The sequence below is a fragment of the Haloferula sp. genome, from assembly GCF_049672945.1.
In the GTDB taxonomy this organism is placed as follows: Bacteria; Verrucomicrobiota; Verrucomicrobiia; order Verrucomicrobiales; family Akkermansiaceae; genus Haloferula.
The window spans coordinates 1-19227 of the sequence record NZ_JBATWY010000087.1 but is presented as its reverse complement, the minus strand read 5'-3'; the positions used below and the strand labels follow the sequence as shown (position 1 = coordinate 19227).

16 protein-coding genes are annotated in these 19227 nt (G+C 59.4%); 5 read left to right on the top strand and 11 right to left on the bottom strand.

Translation table 11 applies throughout. The annotated features are described in order from the left end of the window. Positions 1 to 153 precede the first annotated feature (153 nt). Positions 154 to 2118, top strand: a complete 1965-nt coding sequence (locus WBG04_RS07360; protein ID WP_424313750.1) for a ferritin-like domain-containing protein — start codon at positions 154 to 156, stop codon at positions 2116 to 2118. 3 nt (positions 2119 to 2121) lie between these two features. On the opposite strand, the gene WBG04_RS07355 is transcribed toward WBG04_RS07360, so the two are convergent. Beyond that, positions 2122 to 3462: an alkaline phosphatase D family protein gene (locus tag WBG04_RS07355; protein WP_424313748.1), complete on the bottom strand. Its 1341-nt coding sequence runs from the start codon at positions 3460 to 3462 to the stop codon at positions 2122 to 2124. Between the two features lie 21 nt (positions 3463 to 3483). Beyond that, positions 3484 to 3834: a CoA-binding protein gene (locus WBG04_RS07350; RefSeq protein WP_424313747.1), complete on the bottom strand. Its 351-nt coding sequence runs from the start codon at positions 3832 to 3834 to the stop codon at positions 3484 to 3486. Positions 3835 to 4049: 215 nt separating this feature from the next. Here WBG04_RS07350 and WBG04_RS07345 point away from each other — a divergent pair, with 215 nt between their 5' ends. From WBG04_RS07345 to WBG04_RS07335, 3 genes are all read left to right on the top strand, one after another. Continuing rightward, the gene (locus tag WBG04_RS07345; RefSeq protein WP_424313745.1) at positions 4050 to 6242 is read left to right on the top strand and encodes a sodium-translocating pyrophosphatase; all 2193 of its coding nucleotides are present in this window, start codon (positions 4050 to 4052) and stop codon (positions 6240 to 6242) included. A 157-nt stretch (positions 6243 to 6399) separates the two neighbouring features. Beyond that, complete coding sequence (locus WBG04_RS07340; RefSeq protein WP_424313743.1) at positions 6400 to 8451, top strand: VIT and vWA domain-containing protein; 2052 nt, start codon at positions 6400 to 6402, stop codon at positions 8449 to 8451. Between the two features lie 24 nt (positions 8452 to 8475). After that, positions 8476 to 9855, top strand: coding sequence for an exosortase/archaeosortase family protein (locus WBG04_RS07335; protein ID WP_424313742.1), 1380 nt, complete (start codon positions 8476 to 8478; stop codon positions 9853 to 9855). Here WBG04_RS07335 and WBG04_RS07330 read toward each other — a convergent pair. The 3 genes from WBG04_RS07330 to floA are packed head-to-tail and all read right to left on the bottom strand — an operon-like array spanning position 9852 to position 12842. Then, a complete protein-coding gene (locus WBG04_RS07330; RefSeq protein ID WP_424313740.1) occupies positions 9852 to 11285 on the bottom strand; it encodes an NfeD family protein in 1434 nt (477 codons plus the stop codon). The genes WBG04_RS07335 and WBG04_RS07330 overlap by 4 nt on opposite strands. Before the next feature lie 22 nt (positions 11286 to 11307). After that, positions 11308 to 11802, bottom strand: a complete 495-nt coding sequence (locus WBG04_RS07325; protein ID WP_424313739.1) for a hypothetical protein — start codon at positions 11800 to 11802, stop codon at positions 11308 to 11310. Beyond that, positions 11799 to 12842, bottom strand: coding sequence for a flotillin-like protein FloA (floA, locus tag WBG04_RS07320; protein ID WP_424313738.1), 1044 nt, complete (start codon positions 12840 to 12842; stop codon positions 11799 to 11801). Before floA ends, WBG04_RS07325 begins: the two co-directional genes overlap by 4 nt. A 226-nt stretch (positions 12843 to 13068) precedes the next feature. Between floA and WBG04_RS07315 the strand changes: the two genes are divergently transcribed. After that, the gene (locus WBG04_RS07315) at positions 13069 to 13806 is read left to right on the top strand and encodes an esterase/lipase family protein (RefSeq protein WP_424313737.1); all 738 of its coding nucleotides are present in this window, start codon (positions 13069 to 13071) and stop codon (positions 13804 to 13806) included. 11 nt (positions 13807 to 13817) lie between these two features. Here the strand turns inward: WBG04_RS07315 and bioA are convergent, their stop codons facing one another. From bioA to murJ, 6 genes are all read right to left on the bottom strand, one after another. Further along, positions 13818 to 15089, bottom strand: a complete 1272-nt coding sequence (gene bioA, locus WBG04_RS07310) for an adenosylmethionine--8-amino-7-oxononanoate transaminase (protein WP_424313736.1) — start codon at positions 15087 to 15089, stop codon at positions 13818 to 13820. A 221-nt stretch (positions 15090 to 15310) separates the two neighbouring features. Further along, positions 15311 to 16159, bottom strand: a complete 849-nt coding sequence (locus WBG04_RS07305; protein ID WP_424313735.1) for an ABC transporter permease — start codon at positions 16157 to 16159, stop codon at positions 15311 to 15313. Further along, positions 16156 to 17034 carry an ABC transporter ATP-binding protein gene (locus tag WBG04_RS07300; RefSeq protein ID WP_424313734.1) on the bottom strand — a complete coding sequence of 293 codons (879 nt, stop codon included), beginning with the start codon at positions 17032 to 17034 and terminating at the stop codon, positions 16156 to 16158. Before WBG04_RS07300 ends, WBG04_RS07305 begins: the two co-directional genes overlap by 4 nt. A gap of 9 nt (positions 17035 to 17043) precedes the next feature. Continuing rightward, the gene (locus tag WBG04_RS07295) at positions 17044 to 17589 is read right to left on the bottom strand and encodes a type II secretion system protein (protein ID WP_424313733.1); all 546 of its coding nucleotides are present in this window, start codon (positions 17587 to 17589) and stop codon (positions 17044 to 17046) included. Positions 17590 to 17594: 5 nt separating this feature from the next. Beyond that, entirely contained in the window at positions 17595 to 18227 is a 633-nt protein-coding gene (locus WBG04_RS07290; protein WP_424313731.1) for a hypothetical protein, read from the bottom strand. Between the two features lie 73 nt (positions 18228 to 18300). Continuing rightward, positions 18301 to 19227 (bottom strand): murein biosynthesis integral membrane protein MurJ (gene murJ / locus WBG04_RS07285; protein WP_424313730.1); only part of this gene is annotated, 927 nt, incomplete at its 5' end.

The following is a 19227-nucleotide window of genomic DNA, read 5'->3' as shown; positions in this document are numbered from 1 at the left end:
GTGACTCTACAGGTGGGCCGACACCGGACTTACACCCAAATTTGACATCCGGTCTCCATCATATGTCCCGCAAAAAGGGGACATTATCTCCGCCCTTCGCATATTCTGTTTCCCACCATTGGCAGCCGCATAGATCTGCGCTTGCTTGAGCCCATGCAGATGCGGGAAGCAGCGGAGCGGGTGCTCTTTGCGGGGACGCTGGAGGAAAAGCTCCAGTTGTCGCCGCCGGACGCGTCCGATGATCTTCCCGGCCCGCCCATCCTGACACCCGACGGACCTGGACGGCCGGACGAGTTGCGCATCGTGGAAAAGGGCGTTCGCGCCACTTTTCCCGGCATCAACAAGCTCGACGACGACCGCGAGCGTGGGCGGATGCTGCATTTCCTCGCCAATCACGAATTGCTCGCGGCAGAACTGATGGCTCTCGTGCTGCTCAAGTTTCCCGATGCTCCGAAGGAATACCGAGCAGGAGTTTACGAGGCCATGCGCGAGGAACAGATGCACACCATGATGTATCTGCGGCGCATGAAGGAGTGCGGCGTGCACTTCGGTGAGCTGCCGCTGAACAACTACTTCTGGCGGCTGATCGCGCCGATGGAGACGCCGATGGATTTCGTCACGCGATTGAATCTGACCTTCGAACAAGCCAACCTCGATTTCTCCAAACACTACGCTGGCCTTTTCCGCCAGGTCGGCGACACCGCCACCGCCGGCGTCTTGGAAAAAATCTACCAGGATGAGATCGGGCATGTCGGCCATGGCGTGAAATGGTTCCGCAAGTGGAAGGACAAGGAAGACAACGACTGGAATGCCTTCAACAAGGCACTCGTCTTTCCCTTCTCCGCCTCCAAAGCAAAAGGCATCGCCCCCTTCAATGCCGAGGGACGCAGGCTCGCGGGCTTCGACGATGACTTCATCGAGCACCTCGAAGTCTACGAACAATCGCGCGGCCGGACACCCGTCGTTCACTGGTTCAATCCGAATGCCGAACTCGAAGTCGCCGCCCGCCGACGTGGCCAGGCGTTTCATCCGAAAAAGATGAGCGCGGCGATGGAGCACGATGCCGAAATGGTGATGCTCGCCTGGAGCAGGCGCGATGACGTCGCTTTGGTGCGCCAGATGCCATCGAAGGAACACCTCGCCTATCTCAAGCGCGTGGGATTCCAGATCCCCGAAATGCTTGAGCAAGGAGACCTCGGCGACCGGAAACTTGGTGGGATGCGCCCGTGGGCCTGGTCGCCCGACGCCTCAGAAACACTCCAACCACTAAGCATCCACGTGCCCGAATCCGCCCGCTGGCCGTGGCGCGAATCCGTACCCGACACATGGCTCTCGAAAGAAATCGGTGTGCGATTGTTAGAGAAACTCGACGTGAAAGACCGCGGTCTTGTCTGCAGCGATCTGGAATCAGCCATGGCATGCCTGCGCGGGCTTCCGCCACACCAAGCGACTCTCATCAAAGGCTGCTACGGATGCGCAGGGCGCGACCATCTTCGAGTCCCACCCGGAGAAGAAACAAGCGCTCAACCATGGTTGTCCCGAATCCTCGCCACGCATGGCAGCGTCGTCATCGAGCCCTATCGTCATCGAGTGGCCGACTTCTCCGCGCTCTACGAAATGGATGCGGATCACGTGAAACTCATGGGGATGACGGTGATGGAAAACGACTCCCACGGTCGGTTCCTCGGATCACGTGTCGCGCCCAAATGGGGATCCATCCTCGACGAAGAGGTCGCCACCTTCCTCTTCCGCGAAGCCGATGTCATGCGCTGGTATCAGGAGAAAATTCCCGGCGCACTTAGAGCATTGCTCCCGGGTTATGTCGGTCCCCTCGGAGTCGACGCAATGGTTTACCGCAACGCCGATGGAAGCCTCGGCTGGAGCCCGGTGGTCGAGCTGAATGTAAGGATGACGATGGGAAGGGTCGCGCTTGAGATGATGGCAAAGTCGAGACCCGGTGCCACGGGGCATCTCCGGTTCCTACGAAAAAGCTCACTCCAAACCAAGGAACTCCAACAAGGAACTCTGAATGGAGGCTGCGTGCTGCTCAATGACCCGAACCATGCCCGCGAATTTCTCGTCACTTGGGAGGTCGAGCGGGAGAAAGCGAGCAAGTGAGCCTCAAGGCGCGGAAATCACGACCTCATTGACCGCCATGCCATCAACATCGTGATGCACCACCTTCGCCGTCTTGGCATCGACTTCAACTGAAAGGTAGCCACCCTTGATTCGCAGAAAGGGCTGCCACTCTTCCTTCAGATCCCGATTGAAGCCGCCGGCATGAACATTGGATGCTGGCCCGGAACCAAACTCGTTGAGCTGGGTATCAGGGTCGATCGAGTGATACTGCCAGTGACGGTCGCCATTGATGACAAAGCAGCCGGGTATCGCACTCAGGAATTCGCGAAGTCGCTTCCCCTCGTGCCGGAACCCCTTGTTGGCATGATTGTCGTTCTTCCCCTTGCGATCCGGACCGACCACGGGCGTCGCTGAAACATAGAGCTTAAAGGTCGCGTCTGATGCCTTCATGGTTTCCTCAAGCCACTTCCACTGCTTTTTCCCTAGGATGCTCTTCTCCGGCCCGTCCTCCATGGTGTTCGGCGAGCGATACTCGCGGCCTTCGGGGAGCCAGATTTGCAGGTGCTTTCCCCAGCGGAAGGTCCGATAAGGTTTGTCCGATTGCGGCACCTGCTCACTCCAGATCTTGAGACCCTGGTCCCAGGTGAGATCCCCATACTTCTGCCCCGGCCAGCAGTCATCCTTGAGCACATCGTGGTCGTCATGCATCCAGTAGCTCGGGATGACCTTGTGGAACTCACGCAGGAAAGGCAGCGCATAGATCCGATTCCATTTGTAGCGTGCGGTCGCCAGATCCTTGGCAAAGGGATCGGGCTTGTCGTAGTAAAGGGTATCGCCGGTTTGAACGAAAAAGTCCGGCTCTTCGGCGAGCATCGACTTGTAAATCTTATGCCCGTTCGCCTTGTCATCACGACGCGGAAAATCCTGACAGGTGGAAACAGTGAAGGTGATCGCTTCTTCACAGGATGGAAGAGGAGCCGTTCTGAATGAGGTCACGTATTCGGCCGTCTCTTCACCCGCTGTGCCAAGAATCGTAACGGTGTAGCGGGTCGCCGGATCGAGATCGGTAAAACGAACCTGATGGCAGAAGTCACTTCCCGCATCGACCAGCACCGGCATCTGAGCCAGCGACATCTGCTCCTCAGGCTGAATCAGGGAAACGCGCAGTTCCCCGGCCTGTCCGGGCACCTGCCAGTGGGGGGTTTCCGGATCCCATTTCTCAACCTGATGATCGGCTAGGGCGTTCTTCGTCAATCGCGTCCAAATCACCACCGAGTCATGGGTAAGCTCGCCGATCTTCACGCCGTTGGCGAAACCAAGAGCCAAGCCCTCACCTGGCAGGAACATCAAGGGAACGAAAAGCAAAAGGTTAGGCAACTTCATGGCTTGAATACCATTCTGAGCCTAAAACTGGCCGGTGCCGAGCAGAACCAGCGTACACGCTTCTTCGCAAAGAATGCCCTCACCTTCGAGGCGCTGCTTCGCTTCCCTCGACTCTGTTCCCGGATTGAAGATCACCCGCTTCGGCGCCGCGGCCGCCAGCTCATCGAGGATCGGATGCAGGTGCTTCGGACTCAGGTAGAGCGTCACCGTATCCATCCCGGCCGGCACTTTGGTTAGACCATCGACACCGAGTACGTCCTGCCCGCCCTGACTCACGGGAAAGACCTCGTGCCCATGCTTCATGAGCAGGACCTGCGCCTTGTTGGCGTATCGGTCCGGCTTCGGACTGGCTCCGAGAATGGCGACTTTCATGGCTGACAATGACAAAATTTCCGACCGCGTTCTTCCCCACAACACAACTGAACCCGGCCCGAAGAAAGCAAGGCTTCAGGCTCCGGTATTACCTTCGAAAAAGCTATTACAATCAACTCGCCGTTCCAGCCGAAACTGAGCTGGAACCTCTGGATGGGATGTGCAGAATGCCACCAACGAAATCGGTTAGATTTCCCCTCAAGCTACCCAAGCCCATGAACCACCTCGTCTACCTGCTACCGGCTGCCGGACTTCTGGCATTGCTCTACACCTTCATTCAATCCCGCTGGGTCACCCGCCAGGACCCGGGCACCGAGCTGATGAAGCGCATCGGAGGTTTCATCAGTGAAGGGGCCATGGCCTTCCTCAAGGCGGAATACAAGGTGCTCGCCTGGTTCGTGGTGGTCGTTGCCTGTCTGCTCGCTTGGCAAGGATCGAGCACGGATGCTTCCAGCCCCCTCGTCGCCCTCTCCTTTGTCGCCGGAGCCGTCTGCTCGGCACTCGCCGGCTTCATCGGCATGAGAGTGGCGACCAAGGCCAACATCCGCACCACCCACGCAGCCCGCACGAGCTTGAATCACGCCCTCAAGGTCGCCTTCAACGGCGGCTCGGTGATGGGCATGGGCGTGGTCGGACTCGGACTCGTCGGCCTCAGTGGGCTCTTCCTCATCTACTCGGGAATGTTCGGAACCGGATCGGTCGACGAAGTCTCCAAAGTCATCACGGTCCTCACCGGCTTCTCGTTTGGCGCCTCATCGATCGCCCTCTTCGCCCGTGTCGGTGGCGGCATCTATACGAAGGCGGCAGACGTCGGTGCCGACCTCGTCGGGAAAGTGGAGGCCGGTATCCCCGAAGACCACCCGCTCAATCCCGCAACCATCGCGGACAATGTCGGTGACAACGTGGGCGACGTGGCTGGCATGGGTGCGGACCTGTTCGAATCCTACATCGGCGCGCTGGTCGGATCGATGGTGATCGGTGCCACGATGTTTGCCCTGCCCGAGTTCACCGAGCTTCCCTTCGGACCGCTCTCAGCCGTCATCCTCCCGATGCTCATCGCCGCAGTCGGTATTGTCGTTTCCATTGTCGGCACCTTCTTCGTTCGCGTCCCCGAAGGTGGGGATCCGCAGAAAGCCTTGAACATCGGAGAGTTCGTAGCAGCCGGTTTGCTGCTCGTCGCAAGTTGGTTCCTGATCAAAGGACTGCTTCCCGAGCAATGGGTCATCGCCGGAAAAACCTTCACCGCCCAAGGCGTGTTCTGGGCTGCGATCGCAGGCCTCGTCGCCGGCGTCGCCATCGGACTGGTCACGGAATACTACACCGGCACTGGCAAGAAACCGGTGCTTGTGATTGTCAAACAATCGGTCACCGGCTCGGCCACCAACATCATCGCCGGTCTCGGAGTGGGCATGCGCTCGACCGCCATCCCCATCCTGATTCTCGCCACTGCAATCATCACCGCCTACGAAGTTGCCGGTCTCTACGGCATCGCCATCGCCGCGGTCGGCATGCTCGCCAACACCGGCATCCAACTCGCTGTCGATGCCTACGGCCCGATCTCCGACAACGCCGGCGGCATCGCGGAAATGTCCCGCCTGCCGAAGGAAGTCCGCCAACGCACCGACAAGCTCGATGCGGTCGGCAACACCACTGCCGCCATCGGCAAAGGTTTCGCCATCGCGTCCGCCGCCCTAACAGCCCTGGCCCTTTTCAGTGCCTTCATGGCGGTCACCGGACTTCAAGCGATCGATATCTCAAAGGCCTCGGTCATGGCCATGCTGTTTGTCGGCGGCATGCTGCCCTTCCTCTTTTCCGCGATGGCGATGGATGCCGTGGGTCGCGCGGCGATGGCCATGATTCAGGAAGTCCGTCGGCAATTCGCCAGCATCCCGGAATTAAAGGCGGCACTCAATGTGATGCGCAAAAATGAGGGCACCGAACAGGAGAACTGGAGCAGTGAGGACCAGCAGATCTTCGATGCCGCCGACGGCAAGGCCGAGTATGGCAAGTGCGTCGCAATTTCCACCCAGGCCGCCATCAGGGAGATGGTCCTGCCGGGACTACTCGCGGTGCTTGCTCCAGTGGTCGTCGGCTTCAGTTTCAAGGGCATGACAGGCAATGGTGCCGAAGCGCTCGGTGGCCTGCTTGCCGGAGTGACGGTCTCGGGCGTGTTGATGGCCATCTTCCAAGCCAACGCCGGTGGAGCTTGGGACAACGCCAAAAAGATGATCGAGGAAGGCATCGAAGTGGATGGCGTGAAACACAGCAAGGGATCCGAAGCCCACAAAGCGGCCGTCGTCGGTGACACTGTCGGCGATCCTTTCAAAGACACCGCCGGCCCTTCCCTCAACGTGCTCCTCAAACTGGTCTCCGTCGTCGCCCTCGTCATCGGCCCGCTGATCAGCTGAATTCAGGAGTGGCGCTCTCCCGAGCGCCATGAGTGGGCAAGGCGGCTTTCCAGCCGCCCGACCCAACAAGCACAAAAAACCCATCGCGTTTTCACCAGCGGTTCATTCAGCATTCACCCCGGCGGAAAAGGTTCAGTTGATCCAACGAACCACCGCCATGCAGACGACATCCATCCTCCATGCCACCGCCGCCTTTACTTTGCTGAGCACCACGCTCGCCTTCGCCATCCCCCAGCCCCACCCGGACGGCGAGGATGACCGATCGCAGGCTCCCCATTTCGAAATCGCTGGCGACGGCGAAAATACCGAAAAATTCCCGCTCAAGGCCACCGAGGTCAAAGCAACGATCTCGGGAGTCATTGCAGAAGTCACCGTTCAGCAAACCTATGCCAACACCGGCACCACACCGATCGAGGCGACCTACATTTTTCCGGCCAGCACCCGCGCCGCCGTCCACGGTGTGGAAATGCGGATCGGCGAGCGGGTGATCGTCGCCGAGATCCAGGAGAAAACCAAAGCCAAGGCGACCTACGAAAAGGCCAAGAACGAAAACAAGACCGCTTCCCTGCTCGAGCAGGAACGGCCGAACGTTTTCTCAATGAGCGTGGCCAACATCCTTCCCGGCGACGAGGTCAAGGTGACCTTGAACTTCAGCGAGAAACTGACCGCGACCGATCGGGTCTACGAATTCGTCTATCCCACGGTGGTCGGCCCGCGCTACTCGAACAAGGATGCCAAGACCGAGAAATGGGTCGGCAATCCCTACCTCAATGAGGGCGTCAATACGCCGGCCACCTTCGCCGCCGAGGTGAAAGTACGGAGCGGCATGCCATTGCAGTCCCTCACTTGCACCAGCCATCAAGCAGAGATCGAATTTTCCAGCGAGGATCAGGCATCCGTCTCCCTTCCCCCCAGCGGCGAAGCCGGCAATCGCGACTTCGTGCTACGCTACCGGCTCGCCGACGCCCAGGTCGTCAGCGGCTTGCTGCTTCACGAGGGTGAGGATGAAAACTTCTTCCTCCTCAACGTCGAGCCACCCGAACGCGTCCTTCCCGAGCAAATCCCGGCTCGTGACTACGTCTTCATCCTCGATGTCAGCGGCAGCATGAATGGCTTCCCTTTGAATACCGCAAAGTCGCTGATGCGTGATCTGTTAGGTGGCATCCGGAACACCGACACCTTCAACGTGCTGCTGTTTGCAGGCGAGAGCCGCCTACTCTCAGAAACGCCACTGCCAGCAACCCCCGAGAACATCGCACGCGGCACGGATCTGACCCAACTCGCCCGTGGCGGCGGTGGCACCGAGCTCCTGCCTGCGCTCAAACGTGCGATGGCGATGCCTCAGAACGAAGGCACTTCACGCAGCATCGTGGTCGTGACCGATGGCTTCGTAAACATCGAGCGCGAAGCCTTCGACCTCGTCCGCTCCGAACTCGGCAGTGCCAATCTCTTCGCCTTTGGCATCGGGAGCTCGGTCAACCGCTGGCTGATCGAAGGCATGGCACGCGCCGGCATGGGCGAGCCATTCTTCGTGCTCCATCCCGGCGAGGCCAGCCAGACCGCCAGCCGTTTCCGTGACTACATCAGCTCACCGGTGCTGACCGACATTCAGGTCCGCTACGAAGGCTTCGAAGCAGTCGACATCCAACCGGAAAGCTTCCCCGATGTCTTCGCCGACCGTCCGATCGAGCTGATCGGAAAGTGGAAGGGAGCTGCCAGTGGGCGGATCATTGTCACCGGACAAGGAGGAGCCGGACCCTACGAATCGAGCTTCGATGTCTCTTCGGAAGCCGAAAAAGGGAAAGACAATCCCGCCCTCCGGCCACTCTGGGCGCGGGAAAAAGTCCGAACCCTGGCAGACGATGCGAAGCTCCAGTCCCACATGCGTGGCTCCAATGCCAACGATGAGACCCGCCAGGAAATCACCAATCTCGGGCTCACCTACGGACTGCTCACGGAATACACCTCCTTCGTCGGCGTCGATCAAACCCCACGCGAGGTGCTCGCCAAACTGAAAACCGTTTCCCAACCTCTCCCACTCCCAAAAGGCGTCAGCAACCATGCCGTCGGGCACGGTCAGGTCACGGTCAGCCACAGCGGTGGGAGCCCCGGCTCGACCGGAGCCGCCCCCGAACCAAGCGTGATGGGACTGCTTCTCATCACCGCCATGGGGCTCATGTTCCACCGCCATCGTCAAACAGACCAATAACTACGGCTTTTATCGTAGCAAGCGATGAGCGTTTCAACTCCATGCCGCGAGCCACTCGGGATCGGCCCCTCCCTGTCCCGATGGCTGCCGGTCCCGGCGGTGATCGCCTTCGTCATCTCGATCCTGCCCTTGCTGGCGTGGTATGGTCGACGCGTCTCCGACCGCTCCGACGAGCCTCTCGGGGTGATCGCCTTGGGCGTCGCGCTGGTGATGCTCGTCATGGCGTCGCGCCAGAGAAACTCCGATCAAATCAGAATCCTTCCCGGCCGGATGGTCGTCGGCGCCGCCACACTGTCAGCGCTTCAAATGAGCGAAATCACGCGCTTTCCATTGCTCACCGGTCTTCTGGCGGTGGCCGTGATCGCCTTCTCGGTAAAGATGCCACGTGGCAAGGCCGGGATCATCGCACTGCTGGTCCTGTCGTTGCCGTTGGTCGCCTCGCTCGACTTCTACGCCGGCTACCCGCTGCGTTTGGTGGCAGCGGAGATGACGAAGATCCTGCTGAATCTCGCGGGTATTCCCGTTGAGAAAGCGGGGGTCATGCTGATCGATGGCGACCGCCTGGTCGGCATCGATCCACCCTGCGCTGGGATCCGGATGCTTTGGACTTCGTGCTTTGTCGCCGCCGTGTTGGCGGCCCGCATGCGCCTGAGTTGCTTGCGTACCCTCGCCTTGTTAGCGATCGCGCTTGCCTGCGTCGTGATGGGAAACGGATTACGCGCAGCCTTGGTTTTCCTTCCCGAATCCGGACGCGTTGAATGGCCCGAATGGGCCCACCCGGCGGCCGGCCTGCTCGTTCACACTTGTGTCCTCGGCGCGGTCTTTGCATTCACAAATCGGTTCGGCCGGATCAGCAAGCGCTGGGATGGCGTTCGCAGCTTGAGGGGCCTTCGGCGCCTTGCCGTTGTCGGCAGTGGAGTGATGATCGTCACCGCAGGAATGCTGGTGACAAGCCCCGGCAGAGAGCCGTCGAACCATCCCTCGGGAGCGTTCGCTTGGCCGACCATGCTCGAAGGCGTGGCACTCGTCCCCCAAGCACTCAGCCCGGTGGAGCAACGTTTTGCCCGATCCTTCCCGGGTCAGATCGCCAAGTTCGCCTGGGGAGAAGCCGAGCTGATCATGAGGCGCACCGACCGAGCGACCCGAATGATGCACCCCAGCGACCACTGTCTGCGCGCCGCAGGATTCGAAACCCACAGCGAGCCCGTCTTCCGCGATGCCGATGGACGCTTGTGGGGAGCCTCATTGGCGCGACGCGATGGCAAGAAGTGGCTCGTCCATGAGCGCTATGTTTCGAAAAACGGCGATGCCCACACCGATGCCTCGGCCTGGTACTGGCAGGCGCTTGTCCATCCTGAAGATGGACCATGGACCGCAACCACGATCATTCGTCCATCCGACTAAGCCAGCCCTTCATCCACGCGCTCGACTTCGAAGGTCATGCCCTCTTTCAAAACCCGCACCTCGCTATCCTTCTCGATCAGCCCGTGCTTCGAGATCGCATCCTTCTTCATCCCTTCAATGAGGATCGTACCTGTCGGTCGAAGGTCGGTGAGCGCCACCGCGATGAGACCTACGAGACTCTTAGTAGATTCACCGCCCTGCCCTGATGCCAGCGCTTCTTTCGCCACCAGGCCACGAAACAGCGGAAGGTCGGGAAGGTAACGCATGAAGAGGAGCATCAGACCGATCGCGCCCAGGATTCCGAGTGCGAGGCCCAAGGCCGGACCAATCAACACATCGCCCAGATTGGAAACGATGCTGCCACCTTCGTCGATGCGGCTGAAATCGACCCTGTCCGCCATGGCGAACCACAGCGAGCCCACTGACATCAGCGCTCCAATGATTCCAACGATCCCACCGGGGATGACGAAGATTTCGAGAATAATCAGCACGATTCCAACGACGAAAATCGCCATCAACTCATAGCCTGCCAGGTTTCCAGCGATGTTGTTGCCGAAAAAGAAGAGCCCGAAAACACCCAGCGAGATAAAACCGAAAAGACCAAAACCCGGCGCCTTCAGCTCGAAGTAAGCCGTTCCAATCCCCAAGGCGATCAACAGCGGCGAAATGGAAGCCACCCACCAGGCGAACTTCTCAAAGCCGGTGGGCTCGGGACGAATCACCTCGACACCTTCGAGGCCCTCGATCTCCAGCACCTCTTCCAAAGTCCCGGCGATGCCCGCCGCGAGCAGCGGCTTGCCATCCACTTCTTCGATCGCCTCGCTGGCTGTTAGATTGAGCAATCCTCCTTTCCTCACGGTCACCGAGCCAAATTGCTGCTCGTTCTCTTCGTCGACAAACATCATCGCCCGCAAGACATCCATGCGATGCCCCTTTTTCTCGACGACCGCGCGCATCGAAGCCTCAAAGGCGCTCTCCAGTTTCGCCCGCATGACCTTTTCTATCTCCTGACCGGTGCCATTGATCAGACCAGCGGAACCAATCGTTGAATCAGGCGCCATGTAAATGCGGTCCGAAGAAAAGGCGATCAGGGCACCGGCGCTCAAGGCCTCGCGTTTCACCCAGGCAATCAGCGGGATATCCAGTTTCCCGAAGTCATCGGTAATGATGTCGCGCGTGTCAAAGGCCAGACCGCCCGGGGTATCGAGTTCGAGCACGACGGCACGAGCCTTCTCATCCATGGCACGTTCGAGCATCCGGTGCCAGAAGCGGAAAGCCTGTTTGTTGACCAGATCATCCTGGCCGACCGGCAAAACCACCACCTTGCCGGTCAGACTCATTTCCTCTGACTTACCCATTACCGTCTGTTCGGGTACCTCTTCGGCAATGCAGAAAAGCGCGGTCAGCAGTAGTAGTAGTAAGGCTCTCATGGTTTGGAAAACAATCGGCAACTCAGATCTCTTGGGCTTGGTGATCCTTCAACGCGACAGGCTTCCCGAGAATCTCCATGAGAAGAATCGCATCCTTGGCAGCAGACGGCGAGCGGAGCATGCGGTCAATCTGCCTGCGATGGCTGGTCCGGCGACCACGCTTCTGTGTCGAGCGCTCGAAGGAATTTGCCAGTTCCTCTTCACGGCGCGAAAGCTTTACCGGCTTCGGTGGCAGCGGTGGCGGAGTCGGCACCACCGCCCTAGGCTCGGGTTGATCAAACCGAATCGTCGATGAAGGCGCTTCAGGCTGCTCCCATGGCATCAGGGTCTCCTCACCGGTCTCACCCATCTGGCGTCGCCAGATGACTTCACGCATTTCCTCATTCTCAAAGGTTTGAGGCTCCTCCGGCTTGGTTAAAAACCGATCCTTGATCCAGCTGATGAGAGAAATCAGCAGCAGGAAGAGGACGGTAAGCGCCTCCCCTGGAAGCTCGGATATGTCAAACGCCAGGATCATCTCATCTCATCGCTGTCTTGGCCCGAATCTTCATCCGTGGCGATCGACGAACGCATGTCGGTATCTGCCACGATGTTCTTGTAGCGGGTATAATCCATCACCCCGAGGTTGCCAGCTCGGAAGGCTTCGGCGATCGCAAGCGGCACCTGGGCTTCGGCTTCGACCACTTTGGCGCGCATTTCCTGGGTCCGGGCGGACATTTCCTGCTCGACGGCAACCGCCGCAGCGCGCCGCATTTCGGCCTTCGCCTGAGCGACGCGCTTGTCTGCCTCCGCCTGCTCGGTCTGAAGCCGCGCTCCAACGTTGTCGGCCACATCCACATCCGCGATATCGATCGAAAGGATCTCGAAGGCTGTCGAGGAATCGACGCCCTTGCTCAGCACCAGCTTGGAAATGCTGTCCGGGTTCTCGAGCACGGCCTTGTAGCTCTCCGCCGAGCCCACCGAAGTCACGATCCCTTCGCCAACACGGGCAATAACGGTTTCCTCCGTGGCACCCCCGATGAACGAGTCGAGCGCCGTCCGCACCGTGACTCGGGCGCGGACATTGACCGCGATGCCGTCCTTGGCGACCGCCGTGATCTTGGTAATGCCAGCAGCTGGATTCGGGCATTCGATCACCTTCGGGTTGATCGACGTCCGCACCGCTTCGAGCACGGTCTTGGTCGTGCCCTTTACCGCGAGATCAATCGCACAGGCGCGGTCAAACTGAAGGTTGAGTCCTGCCTTATCCGCCGCAATCAGCGCCAGCACCACGTCCTCGACGTCGCCACCGGAGAGGTAGTGAGCTTCCAACTGCTCCGCCGTCAGAGGCAGGCCGGCTTTCACCGCGGTGATCCGGGCGTCAACAATGCGGCCGAAGGGCACCTTCCTGAGAAGCATCCCAATCAGATTCGACCACGATACCGGCGCATCCGAGAGCTTCGCCCGTAGCCAGGTTTTGAAAAAGGTGGCGAAGACAAAGGCCACGATAACGAGGACAATGACGGTCAGGACGAGAAAGATGAATCTCCCGTCGATGGTTACAGCGAGCATAGACATAAGGCGACTATAGCCACCGATCTCGGTTCGGCTAGTGGGGAAATTGCTTTGCGTTGTAATCGCCGCTTGCGAGTCCGGACGGATGCCCGGATCAGTTGGAGCGCTGCATGCCCTACCCGATCCATGTTTCAAGGAATTATTGATCTTATCGATGAACTTTATCATTTCTTCGACTTTGCTCGATCTCTCAGTTCTGTCAGAGTGCCCTCGAATCCACCTCTCTCAGATGAGAATCCTCAAAATCATCGCCTTCTGGCTTTTTCCCGCCCTGCTACAGAGCAGTCCAGCAGTCCCCACAGCCGGCCCGGGTGAACATGTGGTGCTGCTGCACGGACTCTGCCGCACCCCCCACAGCATGAAAAAGATGGAACGCCACCTCTCGGAGGCCGGCTACACCGTCCACAACCTCTCTTACCCGACGCGTAAAAAATCCGTCGAGCGCCTCGCCGCTGAGCATCTCGCCCCTCAACTGGCTCTTCCGGAGCTCAAGGAGGCGACCAAAGTTCATTTCGTCACCCACTCCCTCGGCAGCATCGTTCTGCGCCAGTATCTCTCCGAGCAGACGCCGGGCAATCTCGGGCGAATCGTTTTGTTAGGGCCACCAAGCCAAGGCTCCCATGTCGTCGACAAGATCGGCCATTGGAAGCTTTTTCACGCTCTCAACGGCCCCGCCGGCAAGCAATTGAGCTGCGCCCCCGAGAGCCTGCCCAATCAACTCGGACCCCTCGGCCACGAGCATGCCGTCATCGCCGGATCACGCTCCATCAACTGGATCAACTCGTGCATGATTCCGGGCCCCGACGATGGCAAGGTCTCGGTGGCGAACACCCGTCTACCCGACACCGAAGATCATCTGGTTGTTCCCGCCACTCATCCCTACCTGATGAAGAATCGACGCGTTATCCAGGAGGTCACTTGCTATCTCAGCGAAGGTCGTTTCGAACAGGTGCCAAGTGCTGAGTGAGCCTCAGCCGATTACAGCACCTTTCCCAGAGCCCCAAAGGCCGCCTCCAATTCGTCAGGCTCCGTGCAAAGCGGCGGCATGATGACCACCGTATCACGGATGGGTCTCGTCAGTAGCCCGTGCTGCCTTGCCTCCGCGCAAACCGCCGCACCGACCTTGTTGTCCTCAGGAAATGACAATCCGTCGGCCTGGCGCAGTTCAATCCCTGCGATGAAACCACATTGCCGGACTTCATGAACCCGCGACTTCTCGCCTTCAAGAGCATCTAACAAGGCTGACAAGGCCTCGATCTTCGACTTCAATTTCTCAAGGGTGTTTTCGCTTTCGAATAAACCCAGATTCGCCAGCGCCACGGCGCAACCCAGAGGATTCGCTGTGTAACTATGCCCATAGTAAAAGGCATTCTCCGCATCACCGAGAAAAGCCTCATAAACCTCCCGGGTCGTCAGCGTCGCCGCCATGGGCATGTAGCCTCCGGTCAATCCCTTCGCCAGACACAGGAAATCCGGGACGACCGACTCCTGCTCACAGGCGAACATCGTTCCCGTCCTCCCGAACCCGGTCATCACTTCATCAAGAATCAGATGGACACCCGCTTTGTCACAATAATCTCTCAAGGCCTTCAACATGCCGCACGGCCAGGGGCGCATCTCATTCACCCCTTGGATCAAAGGCTCGATGATGACTGCTGCGGTGTGCTCTGGATCCAAGGCCTCCAGATCCTCAATCGACGAAACAAAATCCACTTCCACTCCGAACTGCCGGAATCGTTCAAAGAAGCGCGACACCCCACCAAGCGACGCTGCGCCCATGGTGTCGCCGTGATAACCATTGTTGAAGGCGACGAAGCGCGTCCGCTTCATACTCCCGCACTGCATCCAGTACTGCAGCGACATCTTCATCGCCACCTCGACCGCCGTCGACCCGTTGTCCGAATAGAACACCCGCTCAAGGGTCTGCTCCGGGAAAAACGAAACCAGCTTCTCCGCCAACTCACTCGCCCTCGGATTCGCAAACCCCAGATAGGATGTATGCGCCACCTGCTCTGCCTGTTTCCGCAGCGCCTCATTCAGCACCGGATGGTTGTGCCCATGGATGTTCGTCCAGATGGATGAATTGCCATCGAAATACTTCCGCCCTTCGGAGTCCCACAACCAGCAACCCTGACCACGCACCAGCACCAGCGGATCATGCCCGCCATCCGTCCACGCCCCTTGCGGAGTGAAGGGGTGCCAGCAATGCCGCTTGTCGGCAGCCATCCATCGTCGCGTGTCCTCGCGCATCGCGCACAGGCTGAACCTGCGAACCCCGTTTGCCAAAAGCTTTCGCCCGAAGGCCCCCGTCATCTCGTCTACGTGATGAAGGAATAGTGGAAACGGGGGTTTTGGAACATTCTCGGGCTGTCGACACACACGGGGACCAGATTCCCCCCGACATGGGCGACCGGCGGCTTCTGGGTTTGGCGACCAAGGAAAGTCCGCCGGTCGCCTTTTTTCCGCCCGCTCTAAGTCTTGAAATCCCTCGTTTGAAACGAGAGCAGACCGATCATGAAGAAGGTCACGTTGAGCCCGCCGAGAAAGGTGTAGGCATCGATGATCTTCCACCAGTCGATGCTCTCTTCGAAAAGATAGACCCAGCAGCTCATCCGCCAGGTCATGAAGTAGGATTCATACGGCCGGAAGAACGGGAAGTTCTGCAGGATCATGTCGACGAACAGAACCGCCAGCGTGAGGATCGTCGCCGCCGCCGGCTTGATCTTGAAGCAGGAAAACATGAAGGCCATCGAGGACAGGGTGATCATGCTGACTCCGATGCCCGTCGCACCCATCGCCAGACGGGTCATGCCATCGATCCACTCGGGGTAGACCGCAAAGACCTTCATCTTGGGCTCCATGACAAACAATCCGCCCTCCCAGCCGACGGCCGCAACCGCCATCAAATATCCGGAGATGCCGACGAAGAAGACGAAGGTGAAGGTGTAAATCGCCACCGCAGCGTATTTCACCAGCAGCAGACGGAAGCGGCTGATCGGACGCGAGAGCACCAGCCGCAGGTTCCCATCCTCGGTCTCTTTCGCCACCACATCGCCCGCCACCAGGGCAAAGAAGATCGACCCGAGCAGCGCCATGCTCACGATCATCACGGTGAAGGTCAGCGACAGGGAGCTGAAGTAGAAATCAAAGTCGTAGCCATTACGCTCGATCAACTCGCGCATGTAGCGGCGGCCACCCCCGAATTTCCAGACCAGCAGGATCACCAACTCCATCAGCACGAACGCGCCGTAGCCCATGTAGGTCCGGGGCCGGGCAAAGAGCTTTCTGAGCTCACCCCGGAGTTGGCGCAGGAACATCATCGGGTGATCTCAAGGTAAAGGTCTTCCAATGAACGACGGATCGGAGAGAAGGCCGAAACCCTCACTCGAATCCCCACCAAAGCCGCCACAAGAATCGCCGGATCGGCTTCGGGCGGAATGGAAATCCGGCCCTTCCGAATCATCCGGCAACCCTGGAGCTCGAGAAAACGCATGCCCTCCTCCCAGGGATCGAGGTCGACATCGAACAAGCGCTCATCGCCCCCGACCGATGCCACCTTGCCTTCGAAGACCCGCTTCCCCCCCTTCAGAATCGCCACCCGGTCGCACATCTGTTCGACCTCCGCCAGCAGGTGGGAATTGAACACCACCGTCATCCCTCTTTCCCGCCGCAGCCCGAGAATGAAATCGCGGAACCATTTGATCCCTTCCGGATCGAGCCCGTCGGTCGGCTCATCGAGCAGCAGCACCATCGGCATTGGCAGCAAAGCCTGGGCGAGCGCCAGCCGCTGGCGCATCCCGTGCGAATAGGTCCGCACCTTCGATCCAATCCGCTCCGTCAGCCCCACCCGGCCGACGATTTCCTCGGTCGCCTTCTTATCGAATGGCCCCGAGTAATTGCTCAGAATCCTCAAATTCTCCCACCCGCTCAGGTATTCATAGAAGCAGGGGCTTTCAAAAATCGAACCCACCTGGCGCAAGGCGCTCGCCCGCTTCTTCTGCACCGAAACCCCATTGATGATCGCCTCGCCCTGATCCGGCTCCACCATTCCGAGGATGATGCCCAGCGTGGTGCTCTTCCCGGCTCCATTGTGGCCGAGCAGACCGTAGATCTGACCCTCTCCGACCTGGAACGAGACTTCCTCCAGCGCGGGCTTTTTCCCGAACTGCTTGGAGAGGTTTCTAACATCGAGCATGGCCATCGATTAAGGAGACACCGAAAATTGAATGCGATTGGTCGCCGAATAGTCCGCGTAGAGGAAATTCGACCCCGTCTCGCCCCCGCCGTGCCACGACTCCTTGTCGATCACCAGCGGAATCCTTGAAAGATCGCCTTCCTCGCCGAAGAAGGAAAGTTTCGTTCGTGGCAGTCCGTTCTGGGTGGTGTTCCAAAGGTAGCTCGATCCGCTTGCCGCAAAAACCTCCTTGTCTGCCGGGCAATGGAACACCTCTTCAGAACGGAGGTAAGGCTCAAGCAGCACTTCGATCACCGGCAAATCCTCGGATCGGGATTTCCGCCCGGCCTCCAATTCCGGCATCCGTTGATTGTGATCCTGAAGGTAGGACTCCAGCCCCATGCCGATCTGCTGGAGATTGGAAAGACATCCCGCTTTGTGAGATGCCCGCACACCCGAACGAATCAGCGGAAACGCAATGCCCGCCAGCGTCACGACAATCGCCAGCACCACCAGCATTTCGGTCAGCGTGAACCCGCCACCACGCTTCCTGCTCCTCAAGTCTGCCATCGTCATCACCATCACTGCGGTGGTCCGAATTCCCTCCCGCGCATGCCCTTCATCACATCGTCCATCGCCTCCATCAATGGCGCCAAATCAAGTTTCGTGTCGGCACTCGCGTTCGCAAAATACGACTTCATACCTTCATCGGAAATTCGCCGCAGCAAATCCTCGCTCATCTCACGCGTGCGCTTCATCTCCTCTTCCGTTCGACCATCCTCGATCTCCCTCAGGCCATCCTCGACGAACTTGCGGCGCTGTTCCGGGTCGAGTGCATCCAGCGCCTTCATGAAGGTCTCCATCGATTCCTCGATCGTCAGATCGATGAAGCGCTCCTTTTCCGGTATCGAGAGTCGGCGGAAGAAGCTCTCACCGATCCGTTCCTCGCGAGCCTTCTCACGTTCCGCGAAATCGAGCTGGTTCACCATCTCGGCAATTTCCGTGATCTGCCTGTAGCGACCTTTCGCCTCGGCATTCGCCGGCAGAACCTCCAGCTCGGACCAATCGGAAAAGTCCCCCGCTTCAATTTGGGAAGCCAGTTTCTCCGCTGTAACCCGTTGGGTCCCGACCAGCGCGCGGATGCCCGTCACCGCGCCCCAGACGACTGCCAGCAACAGCACCGCCTGAACGATCATCCGTTGGTTCCTCTTCACGCTCCGAGATTAGGTGCGATTCTCTCACGCGCAAGCGGCGAGAACCCGGCACGACTGGACCCCTGCCGTATTCCTACCTCCGGAAGCCCGCCTTCAATTCAGCAAGCGAGGTCGCTTTCAGCAACACCGCCAGCGCCCCGTAGACCACCGCCCCGCCCGTCACCAGCAGCAGCATCGCGGCGATGCGCTGCCACTCGGATCCCGCAAACCAAACCGCCAGCGCCGGAAAGGTGAAGTAGAGGAAAGCCGCCATCGCGAGCGCTGCCACAAGAATCCGGCCGAGCTGGGACTTGCGACGAGGCGTCAACCCAACCGAGCCCCGCAAACCGAATAGCAGCAGCGCCACATTGACCCAGCCAGCGAGACTCGTCGCGAGCGCAATCCCGATGAAGCCGAGCATGGGAAAGAGAAGCAAGCTCGCCACGGCATTCACCGTCACCGTCACCGCCGCGATCTTCATCGGCGACTTGGTATTCTCGCGGGCGAAGTAGCCCGCCTGAAGAACCTTCACCAGAACATAGGCCGGCAAGCCGAGGGCGAAGGCTGCCAGCGCCATCGAGACCGGCACAAGCGCCTGGTTCTCCGCGAACTGACCGCGATCATAGATCGGCCCAACGAAAGCGGCCGGAACCGTCGCCAAGGCGAGCGCCGCCGGGATGGTCAACAGCATCGCAAAATACACCCCTTTCCCGATCGCTTCGTTCGCCCCCGGCTCATCGCCACTTCGCAGCAAGCGGGTGATTTCCGGCAGCAGCACCACCCCGAAAGCCGCACCGATCATTCCATTCGGCATCTGAAAGAGGCGGTCCGCGTAGTTCAAACTCCCGATGGCTGATTTCTCCGACGAGGCGATCGCCGTACCGATGACCAGATTGATCTGCTGAACACCGGCCGCCGCCACTCCCGGCCCCATCAGCATCAGCAAACGCTTCATCCGCGGCGTCATCTTCGGCATCATCGGCAGAATCTTCATTCCCCGCCTCCAACAGGTCACCCACAG

Excerpts from the sequence above, each read along its gene's own strand:
- WBG04_RS07360 (WP_424313750.1), top strand. The coding sequence starts at position 154 with ATGCAGATGCGGGAAGCAGCGGAGCGGGTGCTCTTTGCGGGGACGCTG.
- WBG04_RS07355 (WP_424313748.1), bottom strand. The coding sequence starts at position 3,462 with ATGAAGTTGCCTAACCTTTTGCTTTTCGTTCCCTTGATGTTCCTGCCA.
- WBG04_RS07350 (WP_424313747.1), bottom strand. The coding sequence starts at position 3,834 with ATGAAAGTCGCCATTCTCGGAGCCAGTCCGAAGCCGGACCGATACGCC.
- WBG04_RS07345 (WP_424313745.1), top strand. The coding sequence starts at position 4,050 with ATGAACCACCTCGTCTACCTGCTACCGGCTGCCGGACTTCTGGCATTG.
- WBG04_RS07340 (WP_424313743.1), top strand. The coding sequence starts at position 6,400 with ATGCAGACGACATCCATCCTCCATGCCACCGCCGCCTTTACTTTGCTG.
- WBG04_RS07335 (WP_424313742.1), top strand. The coding sequence starts at position 8,476 with ATGAGCGTTTCAACTCCATGCCGCGAGCCACTCGGGATCGGCCCCTCC.
- WBG04_RS07330 (WP_424313740.1), bottom strand. The coding sequence starts at position 11,285 with ATGAGAGCCTTACTACTACTACTGCTGACCGCGCTTTTCTGCATTGCC.
- WBG04_RS07325 (WP_424313739.1), bottom strand. The coding sequence starts at position 11,802 with ATGATCCTGGCGTTTGACATATCCGAGCTTCCAGGGGAGGCGCTTACC.
- floA (WP_424313738.1), bottom strand. The coding sequence starts at position 12,842 with ATGTCTATGCTCGCTGTAACCATCGACGGGAGATTCATCTTTCTCGTC.
- WBG04_RS07315 (WP_424313737.1), top strand. The coding sequence starts at position 13,069 with ATGAGAATCCTCAAAATCATCGCCTTCTGGCTTTTTCCCGCCCTGCTA.
- bioA (WP_424313736.1), bottom strand. The coding sequence starts at position 15,089 with ATGCGCGAGGACACGCGACGATGGATGGCTGCCGACAAGCGGCATTGC.
- WBG04_RS07305 (WP_424313735.1), bottom strand. The coding sequence starts at position 16,159 with ATGATGTTCCTGCGCCAACTCCGGGGTGAGCTCAGAAAGCTCTTTGCC.
- WBG04_RS07300 (WP_424313734.1), bottom strand. The coding sequence starts at position 17,034 with ATGCTCGATGTTAGAAACCTCTCCAAGCAGTTCGGGAAAAAGCCCGCG.
- WBG04_RS07295 (WP_424313733.1), bottom strand. The coding sequence starts at position 17,589 with ATGACGATGGCAGACTTGAGGAGCAGGAAGCGTGGTGGCGGGTTCACG.